General features: G+C 42.7%; 36 protein-coding genes. 3 read left to right on the forward strand and 33 right to left on the reverse strand.

Annotated elements, in window-relative coordinates:
• Positions 1–99: 99 nt before the first annotated feature.
• Complete coding sequence (gene queG, locus I3252_RS08490; protein WP_238034862.1) at positions 100–1332, forward strand: tRNA epoxyqueuosine(34) reductase QueG; 1233 nt, start codon at positions 100–102, stop codon at positions 1330–1332.
• A gap of 96 nt (positions 1333–1428) precedes the next feature.
• Here queG and lysM read toward each other — a convergent pair whose 3' ends face one another.
• From lysM to I3252_RS08520, 6 genes are all read right to left on the reverse strand, one after another.
• The gene (gene lysM / locus I3252_RS08495; RefSeq protein ID WP_055125278.1) at positions 1429–1938 is read right to left on the reverse strand and encodes a peptidoglycan-binding protein LysM; all 510 of its coding nucleotides are present in this window, start codon (positions 1936–1938) and stop codon (positions 1429–1431) included.
• A gap of 302 nt (positions 1939–2240) precedes the next feature.
• The gene (gene acpP, locus I3252_RS08500; RefSeq protein ID WP_025652201.1) at positions 2241–2477 is read right to left on the reverse strand and encodes an acyl carrier protein; all 237 of its coding nucleotides are present in this window, start codon (positions 2475–2477) and stop codon (positions 2241–2243) included.
• Positions 2478–2759: 282 nt separating this feature from the next.
• Entirely contained in the window at positions 2760–3488 is a 729-nt protein-coding gene (fabG, locus tag I3252_RS08505) for a 3-oxoacyl-ACP reductase FabG (protein WP_238034863.1), read from the reverse strand.
• Entirely contained in the window at positions 3485–4453 is a 969-nt protein-coding gene (fabD, locus tag I3252_RS08510; RefSeq protein WP_238034864.1) for an ACP S-malonyltransferase, read from the reverse strand. The genes fabG and fabD overlap by 4 nt, the downstream gene beginning before the upstream one ends.
• A 437-nt stretch (positions 4454–4890) precedes the next feature.
• Positions 4891–5073 (reverse strand): 50S ribosomal protein L32, encoded by a 183-nt coding sequence (gene rpmF, locus I3252_RS08515; protein ID WP_011512869.1) that lies wholly within the window; start codon positions 5071–5073, stop codon positions 4891–4893.
• A 337-nt stretch (positions 5074–5410) separates the two neighbouring features.
• A complete protein-coding gene (locus I3252_RS08520; protein WP_238034865.1) occupies positions 5411–6004 on the reverse strand; it encodes a YceD family protein in 594 nt (197 codons plus the stop codon).
• Positions 6005–6189: 185 nt separating this feature from the next.
• Here I3252_RS08520 and I3252_RS08525 point away from each other — a divergent pair, with 185 nt between their 5' ends.
• Both I3252_RS08525 and I3252_RS08530 read left to right on the forward strand, forming a co-directional pair.
• Positions 6190–6930, forward strand: coding sequence for an elongation factor P hydroxylase (locus tag I3252_RS08525; protein WP_238034866.1), 741 nt, complete (start codon positions 6190–6192; stop codon positions 6928–6930).
• Positions 6931–7148: 218 nt separating this feature from the next.
• Complete coding sequence (locus tag I3252_RS08530) at positions 7149–7769, forward strand: L-threonylcarbamoyladenylate synthase (RefSeq protein ID WP_238034867.1); 621 nt, start codon at positions 7149–7151, stop codon at positions 7767–7769.
• 78 nt (positions 7770–7847) lie between these two features.
• Here the strand turns inward: I3252_RS08530 and rplQ are convergent, their stop codons facing one another.
• From rplQ to rplC, 27 genes are all read right to left on the reverse strand, one after another.
• The gene (gene rplQ, locus I3252_RS08535; RefSeq protein ID WP_021813387.1) at positions 7848–8207 is read right to left on the reverse strand and encodes a 50S ribosomal protein L17; all 360 of its coding nucleotides are present in this window, start codon (positions 8205–8207) and stop codon (positions 7848–7850) included.
• A 19-nt stretch (positions 8208–8226) separates the two neighbouring features.
• A complete protein-coding gene (rpoA, locus tag I3252_RS08540) occupies positions 8227–9234 on the reverse strand; it encodes a DNA-directed RNA polymerase subunit alpha (protein ID WP_045446643.1) in 1008 nt (335 codons plus the stop codon).
• Positions 9235–9314: 80 nt separating this feature from the next.
• Positions 9315–9956, reverse strand: a complete 642-nt coding sequence (gene rpsD / locus I3252_RS08545; protein ID WP_010196731.1) for a 30S ribosomal protein S4 — start codon at positions 9954–9956, stop codon at positions 9315–9317.
• A 48-nt stretch (positions 9957–10004) separates the two neighbouring features.
• The gene (gene rpsK, locus I3252_RS08550) at positions 10005–10394 is read right to left on the reverse strand and encodes a 30S ribosomal protein S11 (RefSeq protein ID WP_045454458.1); all 390 of its coding nucleotides are present in this window, start codon (positions 10392–10394) and stop codon (positions 10005–10007) included.
• A gap of 20 nt (positions 10395–10414) precedes the next feature.
• Positions 10415–10771, reverse strand: coding sequence for a 30S ribosomal protein S13 (gene rpsM, locus I3252_RS08555; protein ID WP_021813384.1), 357 nt, complete (start codon positions 10769–10771; stop codon positions 10415–10417).
• Between the two features lie 253 nt (positions 10772–11024).
• The gene (gene rpmJ / locus I3252_RS08560) at positions 11025–11141 is read right to left on the reverse strand and encodes a 50S ribosomal protein L36 (protein WP_010196721.1); all 117 of its coding nucleotides are present in this window, start codon (positions 11139–11141) and stop codon (positions 11025–11027) included.
• Positions 11142–11173: 32 nt separating this feature from the next.
• Complete coding sequence (secY, locus tag I3252_RS08565) at positions 11174–12505, reverse strand: preprotein translocase subunit SecY (RefSeq protein ID WP_173936727.1); 1332 nt, start codon at positions 12503–12505, stop codon at positions 11174–11176.
• A 19-nt stretch (positions 12506–12524) separates the two neighbouring features.
• Positions 12525–12965 (reverse strand): 50S ribosomal protein L15, encoded by a 441-nt coding sequence (gene rplO, locus I3252_RS08570; protein WP_045446637.1) that lies wholly within the window; start codon positions 12963–12965, stop codon positions 12525–12527.
• A complete protein-coding gene (gene rpmD / locus I3252_RS08575; protein ID WP_201540379.1) occupies positions 12965–13144 on the reverse strand; it encodes a 50S ribosomal protein L30 in 180 nt (59 codons plus the stop codon). Before rpmD ends, rplO begins: the two co-directional genes overlap by 1 nt.
• A 20-nt stretch (positions 13145–13164) precedes the next feature.
• Positions 13165–13680, reverse strand: coding sequence for a 30S ribosomal protein S5 (gene rpsE / locus I3252_RS08580; RefSeq protein WP_010196711.1), 516 nt, complete (start codon positions 13678–13680; stop codon positions 13165–13167).
• Positions 13681–13682: 2 nt separating this feature from the next.
• Complete coding sequence (gene rplR / locus I3252_RS08585; protein ID WP_021813381.1) at positions 13683–14033, reverse strand: 50S ribosomal protein L18; 351 nt, start codon at positions 14031–14033, stop codon at positions 13683–13685.
• Positions 14034–14044: 11 nt separating this feature from the next.
• Positions 14045–14578: a 50S ribosomal protein L6 gene (rplF, locus tag I3252_RS08590; RefSeq protein ID WP_045446634.1), complete on the reverse strand. Its 534-nt coding sequence runs from the start codon at positions 14576–14578 to the stop codon at positions 14045–14047.
• 175 nt (positions 14579–14753) lie between these two features.
• Complete coding sequence (gene rpsH, locus I3252_RS08595) at positions 14754–15152, reverse strand: 30S ribosomal protein S8 (protein ID WP_045446631.1); 399 nt, start codon at positions 15150–15152, stop codon at positions 14754–14756.
• Positions 15153–15163: 11 nt separating this feature from the next.
• The gene (gene rpsN, locus I3252_RS08600) at positions 15164–15469 is read right to left on the reverse strand and encodes a 30S ribosomal protein S14 (RefSeq protein WP_021813378.1); all 306 of its coding nucleotides are present in this window, start codon (positions 15467–15469) and stop codon (positions 15164–15166) included.
• A gap of 12 nt (positions 15470–15481) precedes the next feature.
• Entirely contained in the window at positions 15482–16018 is a 537-nt protein-coding gene (gene rplE / locus I3252_RS08605; protein ID WP_011512858.1) for a 50S ribosomal protein L5, read from the reverse strand.
• Between the two features lie 21 nt (positions 16019–16039).
• Positions 16040–16357 carry a 50S ribosomal protein L24 gene (rplX, locus tag I3252_RS08610; protein WP_045446626.1) on the reverse strand — a complete coding sequence of 106 codons (318 nt, stop codon included), beginning with the start codon at positions 16355–16357 and terminating at the stop codon, positions 16040–16042.
• Between the two features lie 8 nt (positions 16358–16365).
• Positions 16366–16734: a 50S ribosomal protein L14 gene (rplN, locus tag I3252_RS08615; protein WP_010196702.1), complete on the reverse strand. Its 369-nt coding sequence runs from the start codon at positions 16732–16734 to the stop codon at positions 16366–16368.
• 181 nt (positions 16735–16915) lie between these two features.
• Positions 16916–17188 (reverse strand): 30S ribosomal protein S17, encoded by a 273-nt coding sequence (rpsQ, locus tag I3252_RS08620; protein WP_045446623.1) that lies wholly within the window; start codon positions 17186–17188, stop codon positions 16916–16918.
• Positions 17185–17382: a 50S ribosomal protein L29 gene (rpmC, locus tag I3252_RS08625; RefSeq protein ID WP_011279794.1), complete on the reverse strand. Its 198-nt coding sequence runs from the start codon at positions 17380–17382 to the stop codon at positions 17185–17187. The genes rpsQ and rpmC overlap by 4 nt, the downstream gene beginning before the upstream one ends.
• Positions 17382–17795 carry a 50S ribosomal protein L16 gene (rplP, locus tag I3252_RS08630; RefSeq protein WP_055125273.1) on the reverse strand — a complete coding sequence of 138 codons (414 nt, stop codon included), beginning with the start codon at positions 17793–17795 and terminating at the stop codon, positions 17382–17384. Before rplP ends, rpmC begins: the two co-directional genes overlap by 1 nt.
• A gap of 3 nt (positions 17796–17798) precedes the next feature.
• Complete coding sequence (rpsC, locus tag I3252_RS08635; protein WP_045446618.1) at positions 17799–18527, reverse strand: 30S ribosomal protein S3; 729 nt, start codon at positions 18525–18527, stop codon at positions 17799–17801.
• 3 nt (positions 18528–18530) lie between these two features.
• Complete coding sequence (rplV, locus tag I3252_RS08640; protein ID WP_045446615.1) at positions 18531–18860, reverse strand: 50S ribosomal protein L22; 330 nt, start codon at positions 18858–18860, stop codon at positions 18531–18533.
• A gap of 10 nt (positions 18861–18870) precedes the next feature.
• Complete coding sequence (gene rpsS / locus I3252_RS08645) at positions 18871–19146, reverse strand: 30S ribosomal protein S19 (protein ID WP_010196682.1); 276 nt, start codon at positions 19144–19146, stop codon at positions 18871–18873.
• A gap of 12 nt (positions 19147–19158) precedes the next feature.
• Positions 19159–19986 carry a 50S ribosomal protein L2 gene (rplB, locus tag I3252_RS08650; RefSeq protein ID WP_055125272.1) on the reverse strand — a complete coding sequence of 276 codons (828 nt, stop codon included), beginning with the start codon at positions 19984–19986 and terminating at the stop codon, positions 19159–19161.
• A gap of 11 nt (positions 19987–19997) precedes the next feature.
• Complete coding sequence (gene rplW, locus I3252_RS08655; protein ID WP_010196677.1) at positions 19998–20348, reverse strand: 50S ribosomal protein L23; 351 nt, start codon at positions 20346–20348, stop codon at positions 19998–20000.
• Positions 20345–20947, reverse strand: coding sequence for a 50S ribosomal protein L4 (gene rplD, locus I3252_RS08660; RefSeq protein ID WP_045446611.1), 603 nt, complete (start codon positions 20945–20947; stop codon positions 20345–20347). The genes rplW and rplD overlap by 4 nt, the downstream gene beginning before the upstream one ends.
• A gap of 14 nt (positions 20948–20961) precedes the next feature.
• Positions 20962–21600, reverse strand: coding sequence for a 50S ribosomal protein L3 (rplC, locus tag I3252_RS08665; protein ID WP_055125271.1), 639 nt, complete (start codon positions 21598–21600; stop codon positions 20962–20964).
• Positions 21601–21610: the final 10 nt, after the last annotated feature.

The following is a 21610-nucleotide window of genomic DNA, read 5'->3' on the forward strand; positions in this document are numbered from 1 at the left end:
TATGTATCAATATGAATGTGAAATTATTTGCTTTTATACTTGCGCTCTTAGCTCACTGGCTTATTATATCGATATTCACTCTATCGCCTACTGTCACACATGAATAATCTTCCTAAAGTAAACTTGCCTATCTCTTCAACCCAGCAGAAATCAGCTAAGCAAACCTCTGCTGAACCTAAGCCTGCGTCCGAAAAAAAGATTAATGTGAATAATAGCCCAATATTTACCACCACAGCAGATGTCAAACAATGGATTAAGGACCAAGCACAGGCTTTAGGGTTTGCCGACTGCGGTTTTTTATCGGTGCATCATCCTTTATTTGCTAAGCAGATTGTACAATTGCAACAATGGCTCGAAAAAGGTTATGAGGGGCAACTGCAGTTTATGCATAACAACCATGAACTGCGGGCAAATCCTGACCAACTGGTAGAAGGGGCAAAAACCATCATCAGTGTCCGTATGGACTATCTGACTCAAGCACCAACCCCACGTACGGTCACTGACAATGACTACCCCAATCAGGGTATCATCGCTCGTTATGCCAGAGGACGCGACTATCATAAAACGATGCGCAGTCGTTTGAAACAATTGGCACTAAAGATAGAAGCCATGCTTCCTGAGTGGCAACACCTCAATATAGGTTCAGAACAAGATTTTATTTTTAGGCCTTTTAGCGACTCTGCTCCTATTTTCGAGCGACCCATTGCCGATGCTGCTGGTCTTGGCTGGACAGGAAAGCATACGTTATTAATCAACAAGCAAGCGGGTTCATTTTTTGTATTGGGTGAGCTATTTATTAGCCTCGAATTACCTGATGACAAACCTGTCAAAGAGCATTGCGGCAGTTGTAGCGCTTGTATCGACATCTGTCCCACTCAAGCGATTGTCGCGCCCTATGAGCTCAATGCTGCAGCTTGTATCTCCTACCTCACTATCGAGCACGACGGTATTATTGATATAAAATACCGCCGCGCGATTGGTAATCGCATCTTCGGTTGTGACGACTGTCAACTTATCTGCCCTTGGAATCGCTACGCCAATCTGACACCTGTAGAGGACTTCGCACCACGGCATAACCTTGATAGCAGCAGTCTGCTTGAGCTGTGGCAATGGCAAGAAGCTGAATTTATGAAAAAAACTGAAGGTAGCCCGCTCAGACGCACAGGCTATGTGAACTTTTTGCGTAATATCGCGATTGGTCTTGGAAATGCTAATAGTAATGAAGAAACCATTACTCAGTTACAATCAAAGTTGGGCGTACATAACGAAATGCTCGATGTACATATCAATTGGGCCATAGCAGAACAGTACGAGAAGTTAAAAAATCTCTAAATCTTAAGTTTATATTTCTATATGCCAAAAAAATGCCTCTTAATAAAATAAGAGGCATTTTTTACTCACACATATTTTTGACAGTTCAAAAGCCTATTATGGCTTAGGAATACGCAGTACTTGACCAGGATAAATCTTATCAGGGCTAGATAGCATCGGCTTATTGGCTTCGAAGATTTTCATATAATCATCCGCTGAACCATAAACCTCTTTTGCGATCTTAGACAAGCTATCACCAGATTTCACTGTATACATCGTTGACTCAGGCGCATCTTCTTCGATATCAATATTATCGATTACCTTAGCCACGTTTTGTACATTACCAATGGCGATAATCGCTTTTTCGCGGTCTGCTTGCGTTTTAGCTTTACCGCTGATTTCTGCAGTATCTGTTGAGCCGTTATACTTGATTTTCAAATCACTAATATTCAGATTCTGCTGCTGAATACGACGAAGTAAAATATTGGCAACTGATTGCGCAGAAGGCTCGCTGCTCTGTACTGGCGTATTGGCGTCTGCTTTTGTTTCTGACTTGGCATCGTGTTTGGCGTCATCACGATTGAAAATTTTATCACCGATATCTTTTGCAAAACTGAACATACCCATTTACATACTCCTTTAAATATTGTTATTTATTATTCATCATTATTTTTTTAGTGGCATATACTTTCATATATAACCACACTTTATATATAACTACACTTTGTTACTGCTTACCATTATGAGTATAGACAAAGATAGGTGAGGTAGATAGTAATAGTATGTTGAGTAATGTTGATTTGGCGTAGTTTATGTTAACGTATTGATTAGTCACATAACTACATATCGCCATGGCAAATTAATAACATAAAAAAACCGCCTATCTCTACAGATAGGCGGCTAAAATAACTCGCTAAGCCACTAGCTAATTATAGCTGCGCTTGTACATAATCAATCGCTTTTTGAACAGTCGTTAATTCTGCTGAATCTTCATCAGGAATGGTAATGCCAAAGTCACTTTCAAATGACATAACCAATTCGACTAGGTCTAACGAATCTGCACCTAAGTCTTCCATAAATGATGCATCATTGTTGATATCTTCAACATTCATACCCAATTGCTCAGCTACTGCAGCTTTAACTCTTAGCTCGGTATCATTACTCATGTAGATTTCTCCTTTTTGATCTATTATTTTGGCAAATTACCATAGTCCTATCATTAGGCTCTACAGCATTCTATATAAAATCATATCTTCAGATTAGCACAGCTATCTGAGTACTTTGTAACTTGTTTTATAGCTAGTTATACGTTTTGACTGATGTCTAGTAAAGCCCTGCTATAACACAGGGCTTTGACATAAAAGTATCCGTCATTATAACACCCTTTATTATAGTTTACACTCGTGCACAGAGTTTTTTATTATAACTGTGTAACACTTGTTTATCACCTACATATACATACCGCCATTGACAGGAATAACAGCGCCTGTGATGTAACTGGCCTCATCGCTGGCTAAGAAATGTACGGCTGCTGCAATGTCTTCTGGCTGTCCAAGGCGACTGATAGGTACAGCGTCTAGCATAGAGTTCAATAGGCGCTCATCAAGCTCGTCCGTCATATCCGTTTCGATCAAACCAGGGGCTACGCAATTAATCGTCACTTGTCGTGAGCCAATTTCACGCGCGAGCGTACGGCTGAACCCTTCAACGCCTGCTTTGGTCGCCGCATAGTTAGACTGACCTGCATTACCCATTTGCGCAACGACAGAGGTTATATTGATAATGCGACCACGGCGTGCTTTCATCATACCGCGCACAGCACGTTTACTCATACGGTATACCGACGTCAAATTGGTATCGATAACATTTTCCCAGTCGTCATCTTTCATACGCATCAGCAGACCATCTTGGGTGATACCTGCATTATTGACCAAGACTTGTACTGCGCCGTAGACGCTCTCAATCTCTTCAAACAGCTTATCAATTTGTGCGGTATCGCGTACGTCTAAAACACGTCCAATACCGCCACTATCGTGGAGATAACCATCAATCAGCTCAGCACCTTTTTCCGTAGTCGCTGTACCAACAACAAAATGTCCTTCTTTGGCAAAACGTTTGGCAACGGCTTTACCAATACCACGGCTAGCACCTGTCACTAGAGTAATCGTACGACTCATGATAACACCTCCATTAATTTATCAAGACGAGCGGGCTTGTCAGTAGGATAGCTCGTAATTGGCTGTGCTTGACGCTTCGCCAAGTTGCTCAATACATTACCACTGCCGCATTCGATTAAAATATTAATTTGTTTGTCAGCCAGCTCTTGCATGGTTTTTGACCATAACACTGGTTGGCTTAATTGCTCTGTTAATGCCTGCTTGATACCGACCGCACTGCTCTCAACACGCGCATGTCGATTTTGGATAACAGGAATCGTCGCTTGATCAAATTTTATTTCTGCCAGAATCTCAGCCAATGCACTACTGGCTGGCTCCATAAGCGCGCAATGTGATGGTACGCTGACCTTTAGCGGGATAGATTTTTTGCCGGTGTTTTGCACTTTATCAATAACGGCATTCACACCAGCAGCATTACCCGATATCACCACTTGTCCTGGACTATTAAAGTTGGCTGCACCTACAATGGCACCTTCGACATGTTCAGTCGCTTGCTCACACAAATTTTCTACTCGATTATCCTCAAGCCCTAGCACTGCTGCCATGGCAGTATCGACACCTACAACGGCTTCTTGCATCAACTGACCGCGCTTATGTACCAATTTAACCGCATCAGCAAGCGATATGACCTCAGCCGCACAAAGCGCACTGTACTCACCTAGAGAATGACCCGCTAAATAACAAGGCGCTGTGGTTATTTTTTGTTTTAAGATACGCCAAATGGCGATGCTGGCCGTCAGTAATGCAGGCTGAGTATATTGTGTTTGATTGATTTTTTCTTCATTTTGACAGATTGCCCATAAGTCTTCACCAAGCGCGGCACTAGCTTCAGTAAAGGTATCGAGAATCTCTGGATAGATCTCAGCAAGCTCACTAGTCATCCCGACTACTTGCGATCCTTGACCAGGAAAAATTACCGCAATACGTGTCGGCGGCTTTTTTACCATATCGGGTACAGAGGCCATAACCAATATTCCTTATTTAATTGGAAATATCCCTAAAAACAATTGGGGTTTATTATATTATTAGAGGCGATATAAAGCCGTTGCTTTAGTATTTGTCTAAAAAAACGGATTATCGATAAACTATACACTGACGCACACTATTATCATAGTGGATGCTACTGAAACACGTATAGTAAAAGATACCATTCAAATTAAAATGGTAGAATATATCGGTTCATTTTCATATTTTCTAAAGGCACATGGTAAAAGGTTGTTCAAATACCTACCATAAAAGCCAATAGCAAAAAGCCAAGTTATCTAGCCACATAATATATGATAGCGAAATAACTTGGCTTTCTTCAGCTCAAAGCATATTACCTAATAACAGCGTTGCAAAAATAATGACAGTCACCAGTACTATCATTATTTTTACAATCAGCTATTGAATAGCCAATAATTTAAGCGTCTTGACTAACTTTAAATAACTGGCGACCACGGTAGAAACCATCTTTAGTCATGTGATGACGACGATGTTTTTCACCAGTGGTAGCATCTACGCTTATCTCAGCGATTTCCATACGATGATGTGAACGGCGCATGTCACGACGAGAACGACTTTTACGACTTTTTTGAACGGCCATGATATAGCTCCTATACTTAAAAGGGGATAAGCTTGAAATTCAGCTTTAATCGACACTGACAGAGGCTATATAATCACAACAACCTAAGTCTTACGCATCATTAGTTAAATAGATTGCCACGTATTAAAGTGTTGATTACGTCTAAAATCTATAGTTAGTCTGCAAGATCAGCATCTATCTGCCAGTAGCAGATTGCTAGAATGCAATAAACGGGACATTATACGCATGTTTAGCGGATTAATAAAGCCCTGCTTCTCACTCTTTGGTAGAAAGCTGATGAAAGGTATCATAAATTTATTAAGTAGTACATTGATATATGACTTGTCTCTTAATAAGATTACAACTTGCCTTTTAGCGAGGCTAAAGCAGCAAAAGGATTTTCGCTTTCTTCCTCTTCTGGAATCTCACCAAATTGCTCTACCGTCATTTCACAGTCGTCATGTTTTGGCGACATTGGCGTCTTCAGTAATATCTCATCTTCTACCAATTTTTTGAATGGCAATAAAAGCTCTGGTGCAGGCTCAGTAATAATTTCATCAAGTAATAGATAATCTTGTTCATCATTGATTGAACGTGCTTGGCTCTCATCTTCTAGTAGCGCAATATTATAATCATCAGACAAATCGATAGCTACTGGCTGTAGGCAACGCTGACAGGTTAACCAAACTTCACCCGTCAATGTGAATGCCAAATGTAAGACATTATTGCGGCGATATAGATTGGCATTAAGCGAGATGTTTGCTTGTTCATGTTCGGTGGCTAAGGTAGTAGCAAGACGTTTGAAAGCGCTTGGCTCTACTTCTCCTGTCCATTCATAACCAGTATCCGCCCATTTATCCAAAGAAATAGATTCAGGCATACTAGTAGATAAAGGCGCTTTTTTATTATCAGCATAACCTGCTGACGGTTTACTTTCTGGAGTGCTTGACATGCGCGACCTCATTCATCAAAACGGTGTATAATATTGCCTGCCATACTAACGGAAAGCATTGAGCGACGCTAGCGCTAGTATGTTAAATTTATTTGATATGAGCTCTATTTTCATCTCTTTATTTCTCCTATGTATATTCAAAGATAGTTCTTCTTTTTATCTTTTATTTGACCAGTGTTTTACCTATGAATGTGTTTAATGATAAACCTGACTTCTCGAACCTACTTTCTCCACTTGAAGCAAAGATACTATTGCAACGTCTCACTACGTTAACCAGTAGTGTGAATGACTCTTCCACTGACTCGTGGAACCTTAAAAATAATCAGTGCTTAGATGATGTAAAAAGTGAATGGCAAAGGTTAGAAAGGTTAGCTGCTATCAAAAGCTTAGATGGCACTCCATCATTGGTTAATAAATACGAGCAAGCGGCTACTGATTGGCTCATCCAATTATTCAATACTTTATTCGCTCATCAAAATGTTACATTGGTTCGTGGACAAGGAGAACCAGAGTACTTTCCGGCACAAAATAACGAACCCGCAAAAATTGAATTTGCTCATGGATTTTTTGCTAGCGCATTGCATGAGCTAAGCCATTGGTGTGTGGCTGGAGAGGCTCGTAGACGTTTGCCTGACTTTGGCTACTGGTACGCACCAGATGGGCGTACCGCCGCTCAGCAGCAAGCATTTGAGCGCGTAGAAATTAAGCCACAAGCGTTAGAGTGTTTATTTACTCTCGCTTGCGAACGATCATTTGAGGTGTCACAAGATAATTTGTTTGCTGACTTTGATACGAGCAATAGTACATTCGCAAATGACGTCTACCGACAAGTGCAACAATACATCGCTAAGCCCAATATATTGCCACCTGATGCTAAAACTTTATTACACGCCTTACTCAGTGTTTCTATAGCTGATCTAGAGTAACAGCAGCATATCAGCGCAAAGGTGTGGCATTTTTGCGTTAACGATTGTCTACGCATAGTAATGCCTCGCTACCAAACTTATATTGGCTTTGCGCTATACTAGGGAAGCAGTGATACTTTTTTAGCAAATTTAGTAAAAGAAGCGTACGCGCCATAAATTTCCTACTTAGTTAAAACCCTCAAATTTAAAAGCCCATAATTATAAAATAAGGAACTGCTATGCAAGTATTTTATATTCATCCAGAAAATCCACAGCCACGTCTGATTGAGCAAGTGGCGGATTTGTTACGTAAAGACCAGCTCATTATCTACCCTACCGATACCAGCTATGCTTTTGGTTGTCGCTTAGGGGCAAAGGATGCACTCGATAAGCTCAAACAAATTCGTGAACTTGATGATAAACACCAGTTTACCTTACTGTGCCGTGACTTAAGCGAAATTGCCAACTATGCTGCAGTGGACAATATACAATTTAAACAGCTCAAAGCGCTTACTCCTGCGCCCATCACCTTTATCCTCAATGCCACAAAAGACGTACCAAAAAAATTGGCACATGCGAAGAAAAAAACCATCGGTATTCGAGTACCTAGCAACCCTATTGCGCAAGTGCTTTTAGAGGCCATGGATGAACCTATATTAACCAGTTCATTAATACTGCCTAACCGTGATGACATACTAGATGATCCCTTTGAGATTGAGGATTTATTAGGCAATCAAATCGACGGTTTGATAAATGCAGGTGTAAAGACCACTAAACTAACTACGATTGTTGATATGACTGGTAGCCAGCCTGAAATTATCAGACAAGGTGCCGCGGATGTAGATTCACTACTACGGTAATAAACTAAAGCATCAGACACAAAAAAAGCTCCAATTCAATTGGAGCTTTTTTATATACATCTTTTGCTTATTGTAAAATTAGTCGCGATCAACCAATTCTACATATGCCATTGGCGCATTGTCACCATCACGGTAACCACATTTTACGATACGCAAATATCCACCTGGACGGGTCTGGTAACGAGGACCTAACGTGCCAAATAGTTTGCCTACCATAGCTTTGCTACGCATACGGCTAAATGCCAAGCGACGGTTAGCAACGCTGTCTTCTTTAGCCATAGTGATTAATGGCTCGGCAACGCGACGTAACTCTTTTGCTTTTGGTAAAGTTGTTTTGATCAGTTCATGCTCAAATAATGAGTTAGTCATGTTCTGAAACATTGCCTTACGATGACTGCCGGTACGACCCAGCTTGACTCCACTCTTACGATGGCGCATAGTCAAAAATCCTTAAAGTTTAACGGCTACGATAAGAAAAGCGATCATCAACACGAAGGTCAGCTGGTGGCCAGTTATCTAGGCGCATACCGAGCTCTAAATCTTTAGACGCTAGTACGTCTTTGATTTCCGTTAATGATTTCTTACCAAGATTTGGGGTTTTTAGAAGTTCAGTCTCTGAACGTTGTACCAAATCACCGATATAGTAAATGTTTTCAGCTTTCAAGCAGTTGGCTGAGCGAACCGTTAGTTCAAGATCGTCCACAGGGCGTAATAGCACCGGATCAACCTCTTCTTTCTCTTTCACAGGCTCAGGCGCTTCTTCAGCTTCTAGGTCAACAAAGATAGAAATCTGTTGTTGTAAAATAGTGGCTGCTTTACGAATTGCTTCTTCTGGATCTATAGTGCCATTAGTTTCAAGCTCAATGATAAGACGATCAAGATCAGTACGCTGCTCTACACGAGCGTTCTCAACCTGATAAGCAACACGAAGCACAGGACTAAAACTTGCATCAAGCTTTAAACGTCCTATTGCTTTAGTATCACCATCTTCACGGCGCTGGTTTGCTGGCTCATATCCACGACCCATTACTACACGCAAACGCATCTTAAGATGACCACGATCACTCAATGTACCCAACACCAATTCTGGATTGACGATGTCTACATTATGCGGTAACGCGATGTCTGCAGCAGTAATAGTGCCTGGACCTTGTTTATCCAAGGTCAAAAATACTTCATTTTGGTCATGAAGCGTAATAGCCAAGCCTTTTAGATTCAAAAGCAAGTCAAGTACATCTTCTTGTAGCCCTTCAAGCGTTGAGTATTCATGGTCAACACCATCAATCTCAGCTTCAATGACTGCAGCACCAGGTAATGAAGATAACAAGATGCGACGTAAGGCATTACCAAGGGTATGCCCAAAGCCGCGTTCTAACGGTTCGAGCGTGACTTTCGCAATCGTTTCATTAACCGTATCCACATTAATGGCATTCGGCGTTAGAAACTCAGTTGCATTTAGCATCATGATGTCACCTCGATTTATTAAACTGGTTTAATTAACGTTAATTGCTCAATGCCGTTTTCACGACATCGAGCATTACGTCATTACTTAGAGTATAGCTCAACGATCAAGCTTTCGTTAATTTCAGCAGGTAGATCAATACGATCAGGCGCTTGTTTGAACGTGCCTTGTAATTTGCTGTGGTCAACATCTAGCCATTCTGGAATACCACGTTGGGTAGCCAGCTCAATTGCGTTTTTAATACGTAATTGCTCGCGAGACTTCTCTTGGATAGCGATGACATCACCATCTTGCAACTGAATTGATGGAATGTTCACACGAACAAACTCATCACGGCCAGCTTTTTTTACCATAACAGTACGATGACTGACTAGCTGACGTGCTTCAGCGCGAGTTGAGCCAAAGCCCATGCGATAAACAACGTTATCTAGACGGCTCTCAAGCATGGCTAACAGGTTTTCACCAGTAGCACCGCGCTTACGAGCAGCTTCTTTATAGTAATTAGCAAACTGACGCTCTAATACACCATAGATACGCTTAACTTTCTGCTTTTCACGCAGCTGTAAAGCATATTCTGAGGTCTTGTTACGGCTTACACCATGTTGACCTGGTGGACGACCAGCTTTTTTCGTTTTTACGTCGTATGGTTTAACGCCAGACTTAAGACCTAAGTCCGTGCCTTCACGACGTGATAATTTGAGTTTTGGTCCAATATAGCGGGCCATTGTTATGTCTCCTATAAGCTTTTGGGATAAAAAGCTTCGTCTTTAATATTAGACGCGGCGCTTTTTCGGCGCACGGCAACCATTGTGTGGGATTGGGGTTACATCAGAGATGCTGTTAACTTTATAACCCAATGCACCTAGTGCTCTTACCGCAGACTCACGACCCGGTCCTGGTCCTTTGACCAAAACGTCGATATTCTTAACACCATATTCTTGAGCCGCTTTACCAGCGACTTCAGCTGCAACCTGAGCTGCAAATGGTGTAGATTTACGTGAACCACGGAAGCCTTGTCCACCTGAAGTGGCCCAAGCCAGTGCATTACCTTGACGATCGGTAATCGTAACAATGGTGTTATTAAAAGACGCATGGATATGGGCAATGCCCTCCGATACTGAACGACGAGTCACTTTCTTGCGACTACGAGTGTCTTTAGCCATCTTTTAGCTTCCTAAGTTAATTATCTTTTGAGAGGGCGTGTCGGACCCTTACGAGTACGAGCGTTGTTCTTAGTATTCTGACCTCTAACTGGTAGGTTACGACGATGACGGATGCCACGGTAACAACCAAGATCAACTAAACGCTTGATATTCATTGACACTTCACGACGGAGATCACCTTCAGTCATGTAATTTGCAACTTGTGCACGGATAGCATCTAACTGTGTATCATCTAACTGACTAACTTTAGTAGTAGGGGCAATGCCAACTGCTTCTAAGATTTTCTGAGCAGTGGTACGACCTACACCAAAGATGTAAGTTAGTGAAATAACAGCATGCTTATTATCCGGAATGTTTACGCCGGCAATACGAGCCATTGATTTCTCTCCATTAAAGAAAAATAAGCGTTATTTATCAATAAGGCTTTATTTTTCAGATTTGTTGCTGTCAATACTAAAGCTTTTATAATTATAATCGCTGCTTTGACTTGGTTACAAGCCTATTCATTGACGGTCTTATAAAAGTTTTTGCATAAACTACGGCAAGTGGCGGATGATATCCCATCCGCCTTCATTTTTCAAGTGTTAATTGAAATAGTAACAAAAGTCTAAGACTTTATAATACTAAATATTAACCTTGACGTTGCTTGTGGCGAGGTTCTGCTGTACAGATGATATGTACACGGCCTTTACGGCGCACAACTTTACAGCTACCACAAATCTTTTTAACTGATGCTTGAACTTTCATAGCATGCTCCTTTGAGATATCGTACCGCTCATTTAAGGTTGAGTGGGCGATTGAATTAACGTCTGATCATGATATTGATGGGTCATCAAATGCGCTTGGATTTGCGAAATGAAGTCCATTACCACAACCACCATAATCAGTAAAGACGTACCACCGAGTTGAAACGGTACACCAAACGATGACTGGACGACCATTGGCATTAAACAAATAACCGTCATATACATCGCGCCAATAAAGGTCAGTCGGTTTAATACATGATCTAGGTAACGCTGAGTTTGTTGTCCGGGGCGAATACCTGGGATATACGCACCACTACGTTTAAGGTTTTCAGCTACTTCACGTGGGCTAAATACCAATGCCGTATAGAAGTAACAGAAGAAAATAATCATCGCGCCAAACAGAACCAAATATAGCGGCTGTCCTGGAGACAACACCAATGCCATATTCTGTAGTATCTTTTGTGTAAGGGTAGGATCAGTTGATTGACCGACCCACTGCCCTAAACTTGCTGGAAACAACAACAACGAGCTAGCAAAAATGGCTGGGATAACCCCTGCCATATTAAGCTTCAGCGGCAAATGTGACTGCTGCTGAGCATATATTTTGCGACCTTGTTGCTGCTTCTGTGCATAGTTCACTGGAACACGGCGCTGAGCACGTTCAATATAAACGATACCAGCAGTAACCGCGATGCCTAGTAGCACAAAAATAAACAGTACAATCAAGTTCATCTGCCCTTGATTAACCTGTTCAATAGACTGCGAAATCATACCTGGCGTACCAGCCACAATACTCGCAAAAATGAGCATTGAAATACCATTACCTACGCCGCGCTCTGTAATCTGCTCACCAAGCCACATCAAGAACATAGCGCCCGCTACTAAAGATGTAACGGCTGGAATATAAAAGGTCAGACCAGAAGATAAAGTAAGATTTTGACTGATTAAGCCAGCACACATTCCTAATGACTGTACTAGGGCCAAAGCAAGTGTCCCTTGACGGGTGTACTTGTTCAACTTACGTCGTCCCGCTTCGCCTTCTTTTTTGAGGGCTTCAAGCGATGGTAATACTGCAGACATCATCTGTACAATAATCGATGCTGAAATATACGGCATAATGCCGAGCGCCATAATGGACATACGCTCTAGTGCACCACCTGAGAACATGTTAAACATGCTCAAAATGGTGTTTTCGTTGCGCGAAAACAGATCAGCCAAGTTGACCGGATTGATACCCGGTACTGGAATATGTGACCCTAAACGATAAACAACCAATGCGCCGATTAAGAATAATAAACGCGTCCATAATTCATCATACTTGCGTATGAATGCAAATGGATTGAGCGGTATACCAGTCGATGACATTGATTGTTTTGACACGTTACTACTCCTCGATGCTACCACCAGCAGCTTCGATTGCTAGCTTAGCGCCTTTAGTCACTTTGATACCTTTAAAGGTATAAGCCTTAGTGACTTCGCCTGACAACATAATACGGGCACGCTTCATGTCGTGACGGATTAGGTTAGCAGCTTTAAGTGTTTCAAGGCTAACCACATCACCATCAATTTTATTTAGTTCAGAAAGACGTACTTCAGCCGTCTTCATTGCCATTTTACTGGTAAAACCAAATTTCGGTAGACGACGATATAAAGGCATTTGACCACCTTCAAATCCTGAGCGGATGCTAGAACCTGAACGAGATTTCTGACCCTTTACACCACGACCACCAGTCTTACCAAGACCTGAACCGATACCACGACCACGACGTTGGGCAGTTTTCTTTGCGCCAACACCTGGTGATAATTCATTTAATCTAAGACCCATTACGCTTCCTCCACTTTTACCATGTAGTTAACGCGATTGACCATACCACGGTTTGAAGGTGTATCTTCTACTTCAACAGTATGATTAATACGGCGTAAACCCAATCCTTTCAAGCTCGCTTTGTGGCTCTTTAGGCGATGGGCACCCGATTTAAATTGAGTGACTTTCATTTTTTTCATCGTAACTCACCTAGTCTAAGTTAACCCAAGATTTCGTCTACAGATTTACCACGTTTTGCTGCCATCTTCTCTGGAGTTGACATATCACGTAAACCGTTAAACGTTGCGCGAACAACGTTAGCAGTATTGGTAGAACCATAACATTTAGTCAAAACATCTTTGACACCAGCAACTTCTAATACAGCACGCATTGCGCCACCAGCGATTACGCCAGTACCTTCAGATGCAGGCTGCATATAAACTTTACTAGCACCATGACGTGCTTTGATCGGATGATACAAAGTTGCATCATTAAGCTCAACAGTAATCATATTACGTTTGGCAGCTTCTAGTGCTTTTTGGATAGCAGCTGGCACTTCACGTGCTTTACCGCGACCAAAACCAACACGACCATTGCCATCGCCCACTACAGTCAATGCAGTGAAAGAGAAAATACGACCACCTTTAACAACTTTTGCAACGCGATCAACGGTAACTAAGCGTTCTACTAGACCGTCAGTCTGTTCATTTTTATCATTTTTATCATTTCTAGCCATGATTAAAACTCCAATCCGTTTTCGCGAGCTGCTTCTGCTAAAGCTTTAACTCGACCATGATATTTAAAACCACTACGGTCAAAGGCAACTTTAGTGATACCAGCTGCTTTTGCGCGTTCTGCGATCATTTGGCCCACAGACGTTGCTGCATCAGCATTGCCAGTCGCGCCTGAGCGCAAGCTGCCGTCTAAGGTAGATGCCTGAGCAATCACTTCACCACCGGTAGGAGAGATAATCTGGGCATAAATATGTTTTGGCGTGCGAGTAACCGTTAAGCGATGAACGCCTAAGAAACGGATATGCGCGCGGGTTTTCTTAGCTCGACGCAGACGAGCTGCTTTTTTATCAAACATTTCAACTCACCTTATTTTTTCTTGGCTTCTTTGCGAATCACATGCTCGTCACTATAACGAATACCTTTACCTTTATAAGGCTCAGGTGGGCGGAAACCGCGGATATTAGCCGCTGCTTGACCAAGCTGCTGTTTATTGTTTGATTTCAAAACAATTTCAGTTTGCGTTGGGGTTTCAGCTGACACACCTTCAGGCAACGTATATTCTACTGGATGAGAGTAACCAACGTTCAAAGTTACCTTGTTACCAGCAACTTGTGCGCGATAACCAACACCAATTAACTGAAGACGCTTTTCAAAGCCTTCATTCACGCCTTTAACATAGTTGTTAACAAGAGCGCGCATGGTGCCAGTGTGCATCATAGCTTCTTTTGAATCGACTGTAGGTGAGAAAATGATCGCATCATCTTCCTGTTTCAGCTCGACCAATTCATGCAGGCGTAAAGACAAAATGCCGTTCTTGCCTTTCACTTCGACCTGCCGATCGTTCAAAGTAACACTTACGCCGTTTGGCAGTGTCACTGGGGCTTTAGCCACACGAGACATAGGAATATTCCTTAAAAAATTAACTTCTTTATATTAGCGAAAAAACTAACAGGCTAAAAAGCGTGTTAGTTTAGCATAGTTGACTGCGTTAGACACCTATCAATTTGAAATAATTCATTATTACTCAATCAATAGAAGTCTAACAATCATCAAATAGACTTTATCGTCGTGTAGCTTACGCTACAAATGCGACGATTTCACCACCGATACCAGCAGCGCGTGCAGCACGATCACTCATGATGCCTTGGCTAGTTGATACGATAGCAACACCCATACCTTGCTTAACAGTAGGGATAGCGTCTTTACCGCGGAACTGGCGTAAACCAGGACGGCTAAAACGTTGAATCGTTTCGATGACAGCGCGGCCTTCGAAGTATTTCAATTCGATAGATAGGGTTGCTTTATTGTTTGCTTCTTCAGTAACAACAGCGCTCGCCACATAACCTTCGCTAACTAGCAAATCAGCAATTGATTTACGTAATTTAGAGCTCGGCATTGCTACCGATACTTTGTTAGCCATTTGTGCGTTACGAATACGGGTTAGCATATCCCCAACGGTATCTTGCATACTCATATAGTTACCCCTTACCAGCTTGCTTTACGAACACCAGGCACATCGCCTTGCATGACACGCTCACGCAGCATATTGCGTGATAAGCCAAACTTGCGGAAGTAACCGTGAGGACGACCGGTGATAGCACAACGATTGCGCAGACGTACTGGCGATGAATTGCGTGGAAGAGCTTGTAGCTCTAGCATCGCTTCCATACGAGTTTCGTCACTTGCAGTCATATCACTGATAGTTTCTTTTAGCTTGATACGCTTATCAGCGTACTTAGCAACCATTTTTTCGCGCTTTAATTCGCGGTTAATCATGCTCTTCTTTGCCATAACGTCTTTACCTTATTTAAATGGGAAGCCGAATGCTTTAAGCAACGCGCGACCTTCTTCATCAGATTGAGCTGACGTGGTGATTGTCACATCCATACCGCGGATACGATCAATCTTGTCAAAATCTACTTCTGGGAATACGATCTGTTCTTTGATACCCAATGAGTAGTTACCACGTCCGTCAAAGGCTTTAGGTGAAAAACCGCGGAAATCACGAATACGAGGAATTGCAATGGCAATGAGACGATCTAAAAATTCGTACATTTGCTCACCGCGTAGCGTTACTTTGCAGCCAATTGGCCATTCTTCACGAATTTTAAAGCCAGCAACTGATTTACGCGCTTTGGTGACGACAGGTTTTTGACCAGCGATAGCGGTCATGTCAGCTACTGCACCTTCAAGCAATTTCTTGTCTTGAGACGCGCCGCCTACACCCATGTTAAGTGTGATTTTAGTGATTTTAGGCACTTGCATCACATTAGCCAAACCAAGCTCTTCTTTGATTTGCTGCTTTAATTCTTCGTTATATAAAGATTTTAATCTTGCCATTACCATTACACCCTTAGTGTCTTACGCAGTCGCCACTACTTCACCGTTCGAACGATAGACGCGTTGTTTCTTGCCGTCTTCGCCGAACTGATAAGTAATACGATCAGCTTTTTGGGTTTGCGCATTTAATATTGCGACATTTGAGATATGTAGAAAAGCTTCTTTCTTAAGAATGCCACCTTCAACGCCAGTTGCCTGATTTGGCTTCTGATGTTTAGTGACAATATTAATGCCTTCAACTTTAATACGATCATTTTTTACAGCTTGTACAGTACCTTGCTTGCCTTTGTCTTTCCCAGCAATCACGATAACTGTATCGCCTTTACGTAATTTTGACATGGATTACCTCACAATACTTCTGGTGCTAGTGATACAATTTTCATAAACTGATCACCACGTAGTTCACGAGTTACCGGTCCAAAAATACGAGTTGCAATCGGTGCTTTATTTTGGTTCAACAATACCGCAGCATTGTCGTCAAAACGCAGAACAGAACCATCAGGACGACGAACGCCTTTTTTGGTGCGTACAACTACCGCATTCATCACGTCGCCTTTTTTAACACGACCGCGAGGAATGGCTTCTTTAACCGTTACTTTAATAATGTCGCCAACTGATGCATAACGACGATGAGAGCCACCCAGTACTTTAATGCACTGAACTCGTCTTGCACCGCTATTATCTGCAACTTCCAGCATCGATTCAACCTGAATCATAGCGTTACTCCACACGTATGAGCAATAAAAACCAGTTGCTGCCGCTAGCACAGTATGAGTAGTCGGCATTTTAATAATAATAACCGCTGCTACTCTTAATGTGAGTGATATACGCTCGGCGCAATCAGCATCCTTAAAAAGGCGGCTATTTTAACAGCTTCTGGCTTTTAATGCAATTTACTTAGATTTTTTCTACTTTTTCAACCACTTCAACCAAAGTCCAAGACTTGGTTTTAGAGATTGGACGCGTTTCTTTGATGCGGACAAGGTCGCCTTGTTGGCAAACGTTATTCTCATCATGGGCTTTGATTTTTGTAGAACGACGAAGCTGCTTGCCATACAAAGGATGACGAACCAGACGCTCAATCAAAACTGTGATGGACTTGTCCATCTTGTCACTGACAACTCGTCCTGTCAATACGCTAGCATTAGCTGTTTGATTGTTATCGCTCATGAGTCGCCTCGTTGTTTCTCGTTAATCAAAGTCTGAAGCTGAGCAATCGCACGACGATTAACACGTACTTCATGGGTATTACCCAACTGACCAGTTGCTTTAGCCATACGAATACGGAAAGCATCAAGTTGCTTTTCATCAAGTAACTGAGTCAGTTCTTCTAATGATTTATCACGTAATTCACTGATCTTCATTACATTATCGTCCGCTTAACAATGGTAGTTTTAAAGGGCAGTTTTGCTGCAGCAAGCGTAAACGCTTCGCGAGCAAGTTCTTCTGAAACCCCTTCGAGTTCATATAGCACTTTACCAGGTTTGATTTCGCATACCCAATATTCTACAGGACCTTTACCTTTACCCATACGTACTTCTAGTGGTTTATTGGTAATTGGTTTGTCTGGGAATACACGAATCCAAATCTTACCACCACGCTTAATTTTACGAGTGATGGTACGACGTGCTGCTTCAATTTGACGGGCAGTCATACGACCACGAGTCAACGATTTTAGACCAATTTGTCCGAATGCAACGGTGCTTCCACGATGAGCTAGCCCAGTGTTACGACCTTTGTGCATTTTACGAAACTTGGTACGTTTTGGCTGTAACATAGTTTAACCTCTGTCTGTGTTTCGACGGTTTCCGTTTCCACGACCACGGCGTTTTGGCGCACGAGTCTGCTCTTCTTTAACGGGATTGTATACACTGTTCATACCGTCAAGGATTTCGCCACGGAAGATCCAAACTTTTACACCGATGGTGCCGTAAGTAGTTTCCGCACGTACTGACGAATAGTCGATATCAGCGCGTAGTGTATGCAATGGCACACGACCTTCACGGTACCATTCAGTACGAGCAATCTCAGCACCGCCAAGACGGCCAGACAGCTCAACTTTAATACCTTTAGCACCAGAACGCATGCTGTTTTGTACGGCGCGCTTCATAGCACGGCGGAACATAACACGACGCTCAAGCTGACTTGCGATACCTTCCGCTACTAAATGAGCATCAAGATCAGGCGAGGTGATTTCTTCAATGTTGACCTGAGCAGGTACGCCCATAATTTTGGTCAATTCTTTTTGAAGTCTTTCAATGTCTTCGCCTTTCTTACCGATAACAATACCAGGACGCGCAGTGGCGATGGTAATCTTAGCAGCACCGGTAGGACGCTCAATCATGATTTTGCTAATCATAGCACTATCAAGCTTTTTGCGCAGATATTCACGAACTTGAATGTCGTTGATTAGGTATTCTGAGTATTGTTTAGGGTTAGCATACCAGTTTGCGTTATGCTTCTTTACAACACCAAGACGAATTCCGATTGGATGTACTTTTTGACCCATAACTTATTCTCCTACCTTTATAGTGATGTGACAGGTACGCTTACTGATACGATCAGCGCGACCTTTAGCACGTGGTAGGATACGTTTTAGCGTAATGCCTTCATCAACGTAGATGGTTGATACTTTAAGGGTATCAATATCTAGACCGTTGTTGTGTTCGGCATTGGCGATGGCTGAGTTAAGGCATTTCTTAACAAATACAGCGCCTTTTTTATTACTATACGTTAGGATATCCAAAGCACGCTCGATAGATTTGCCACGAACTTCATCGGCAACGAGTCTAACTTTTTGTGCCGATATGGCGGCACCGCGTAATTTTGCAGTTACTTCCATGGTAAGCACCTTATCTCTTAGCTTTTTTGTCAATGCCATGACCACGATACGTACGAGTCGGGGCAAATTCACCTAGTTTATGACCAACCATCTGTTCACTCACGATAACCGGTACATGAGTACGGCCATTGTGAACAGACAAGGTTAAGCCAACCATTTGTGGTAGGATCATCGAGCGGCGCGACCAAGTCTTAATTGGCTTGCGTGAGTTGGTGTCTAATGCATTCTCAACTTTGGCAAACAAATGCGCGTCTATGAATGGACCTTTTTTCAATGAACGAGGCATGAAATTCTTCCTTTATTTCTTCTTGGCGCGACGGCGGATGATCATATTGTCAGTACGCTTATTACTACGCGTTTTAAGTCCTTTAGACTTCTGACCCCAAGGGCTGGTTGGATGGCGACCTTTATTACGACCTTCACCACCACCATGTGGGTGATCAACCGGGTTCATAGCAACACCACGAACAGAAGGACGAACACCACGCCAACGTGAAGCACCGGCTTTACCAAGTGATTTCAAGTTGTTTTCAGTGTTAGAAACTTCACCAATAACGGCACGGCAGTTCACGTGTACACGGCGAGTTTCGCCAGAGCGCATACGTAGAATAGCATAAATACCTTCACGACCTAACAACTGAACGCTAGCACCCGCAGAACGAGCCATCTGTGCGCCTTTACCGATTTTAAGTTCGATATTATGGATCACAGTACCCAATGGGATGTTTTTCAGCGGTAAACAGTTACCTGGACGAATTGGTGATAGCTCACCTGACATTACTGTATCGCCAACTGCTTGTTTTTTAGCAGCAATGATATAGCGACGTTCGCCATCAGCGTACTTAAGTAAAGCAATGTGCGCAGTACGGTTAGGATCGTATTCAATACGCTCTACCGTTGCTGGGATATTGTCTTTAGTACGTTTGAAATCGATAATACGATAATGCTGCTTATGACCACCGCCAATATGACGAGTCGTTATGCGACCATTATTGTTACGACCACCAGTTTTACTTTTTGATTCGAGAAGCGCTGCAAACGGACGACCTTTATAAAGGTGTGGATGCACCACTTTTTCAACAAAACGACGGCCTGGTGATGTTGGCTTTGCTTTTACGATAGGCATGAGTGTAATCCTTATTCGTTGTTCGCTGTTTCACTAGTAGAAGCAGTCGTATTCGCGACCTCTTCACCAGCATCAGCCATTTGTACATCTTGACCAGCTTTTAAGGTAACGTAGGCTTTTTTGTAGTCATTACGACGGCCGATACTTTTACCAAAACGCTTTGTCTTACCTTTAACATTCAAAGTGTTTACTTTTAAAACTTCAACACCTTCAAACATCATCTCAACCGCTTTTTTGACTTCAAGCTTAGTAGCGTTAGAGTCAATTTTAAATACCTGCACACCAAGTGAGTCGCCAAGCATTTGAGATTTCTCTGAGAATACAGGTCCTCTTAGGATCTGATAAAGTCTTGCGTTATTCATGCTAGTGCTTCCTCAAATTGTTTCGCAGCTTCGACTGTCATGATCACTTTATCAAAAGCGATCAAGCTCACTGGATCCACTTCACTTGTATCAAGTACATTGACATGTGGGATGTTGCGAGCAGCTAAGTATAAGTTTTCGTCAACTTCTTTAGTGACGATTAATGCACGTGATGCATTTAACTCACCTAACTTTGCAATCAACTCTTTAGTCTTAGGTCCAGAAACGCTTAGCTCTTCGACCAAAATCAAACGCTCTTGGCGAATCAATTCGGCTAAGATACACTGCATAGCACCGCGATACATTTTACGGTTAACTTTCTGTGACCAATCTTGTGGTTTAGCCGCGAATGCACGACCGCCCCCACGCCAGATTGGGCTACGAATAGAACCTGCACGAGCGCGACCAGTACCTTTTTGGCGCCATGGCTTAATGCCACCACCAGAAACTTCGGCACGGGTTTTTTGAGCGCGTGTACCTTGACGAGCACCAGCAAGATATGCGGTGACGACTTGATGCACTAGTGCTTCGTTGAATTCACGACCGAAAGCCGTATCAGAAAGCTCAACTGCCGCCCCTGTAACTGTTTTTAAATCCACGTTAATCCCCTTGCTTAGGCTTTGACTGACGGACGTACGATGACATCGCCACCGGTGGCACCTGGGATAGCACCCTTGATGACAAGTAACCCTTTTTCAACATCAACCGATATCACTTCTAGGCCCTGAACGGTAACGCGTTTGTTACCCATCTGACCTGGCATTTTCTTGCCTTTGAAGACTTTACCTGGTGACTGGTTTTGACCAGTTGAACCAATGGCACGGTGAGATACTGAGTTACCATGAGTGGCATCTTGCATGCTGAAGTTGTGACGCTTCACGCCGCCTTGAAAGCCTTTACCTTTACTGTTACCTGTGACATCAACCATCTGACCTTGTTCGAACAAGTCAGCTAGGATCTCACCACCAATTTCACGACCTTCAAGATCGCTATCATTGGCACGAAATTCCCAAACACCACGACCAGCGGCAACGCCAGCTTTAGCGAAGTGACCTTTTTGAGCTGCTGCTACGCGGCTGTCACGACGGGTACCTGTGGTAACTTGGATGGCTTGATAGCCATCTACATCAGTATTTTTTACTTGAGTAATGCGATTAGCACTGATCTCAACCACTGTTACAGGGATAGATGCGCCTGCTTCAGTGAAGACACGGGTCATGCCGCATTTTTTACCGACTAAACCGATCGCCATTTTAGACCTC

Source organism: Psychrobacter sp. Ps4 (assembly GCF_022129285.1).
Lineage (GTDB): Bacteria > Pseudomonadota > Gammaproteobacteria > Pseudomonadales > Moraxellaceae > Psychrobacter > Psychrobacter immobilis_A.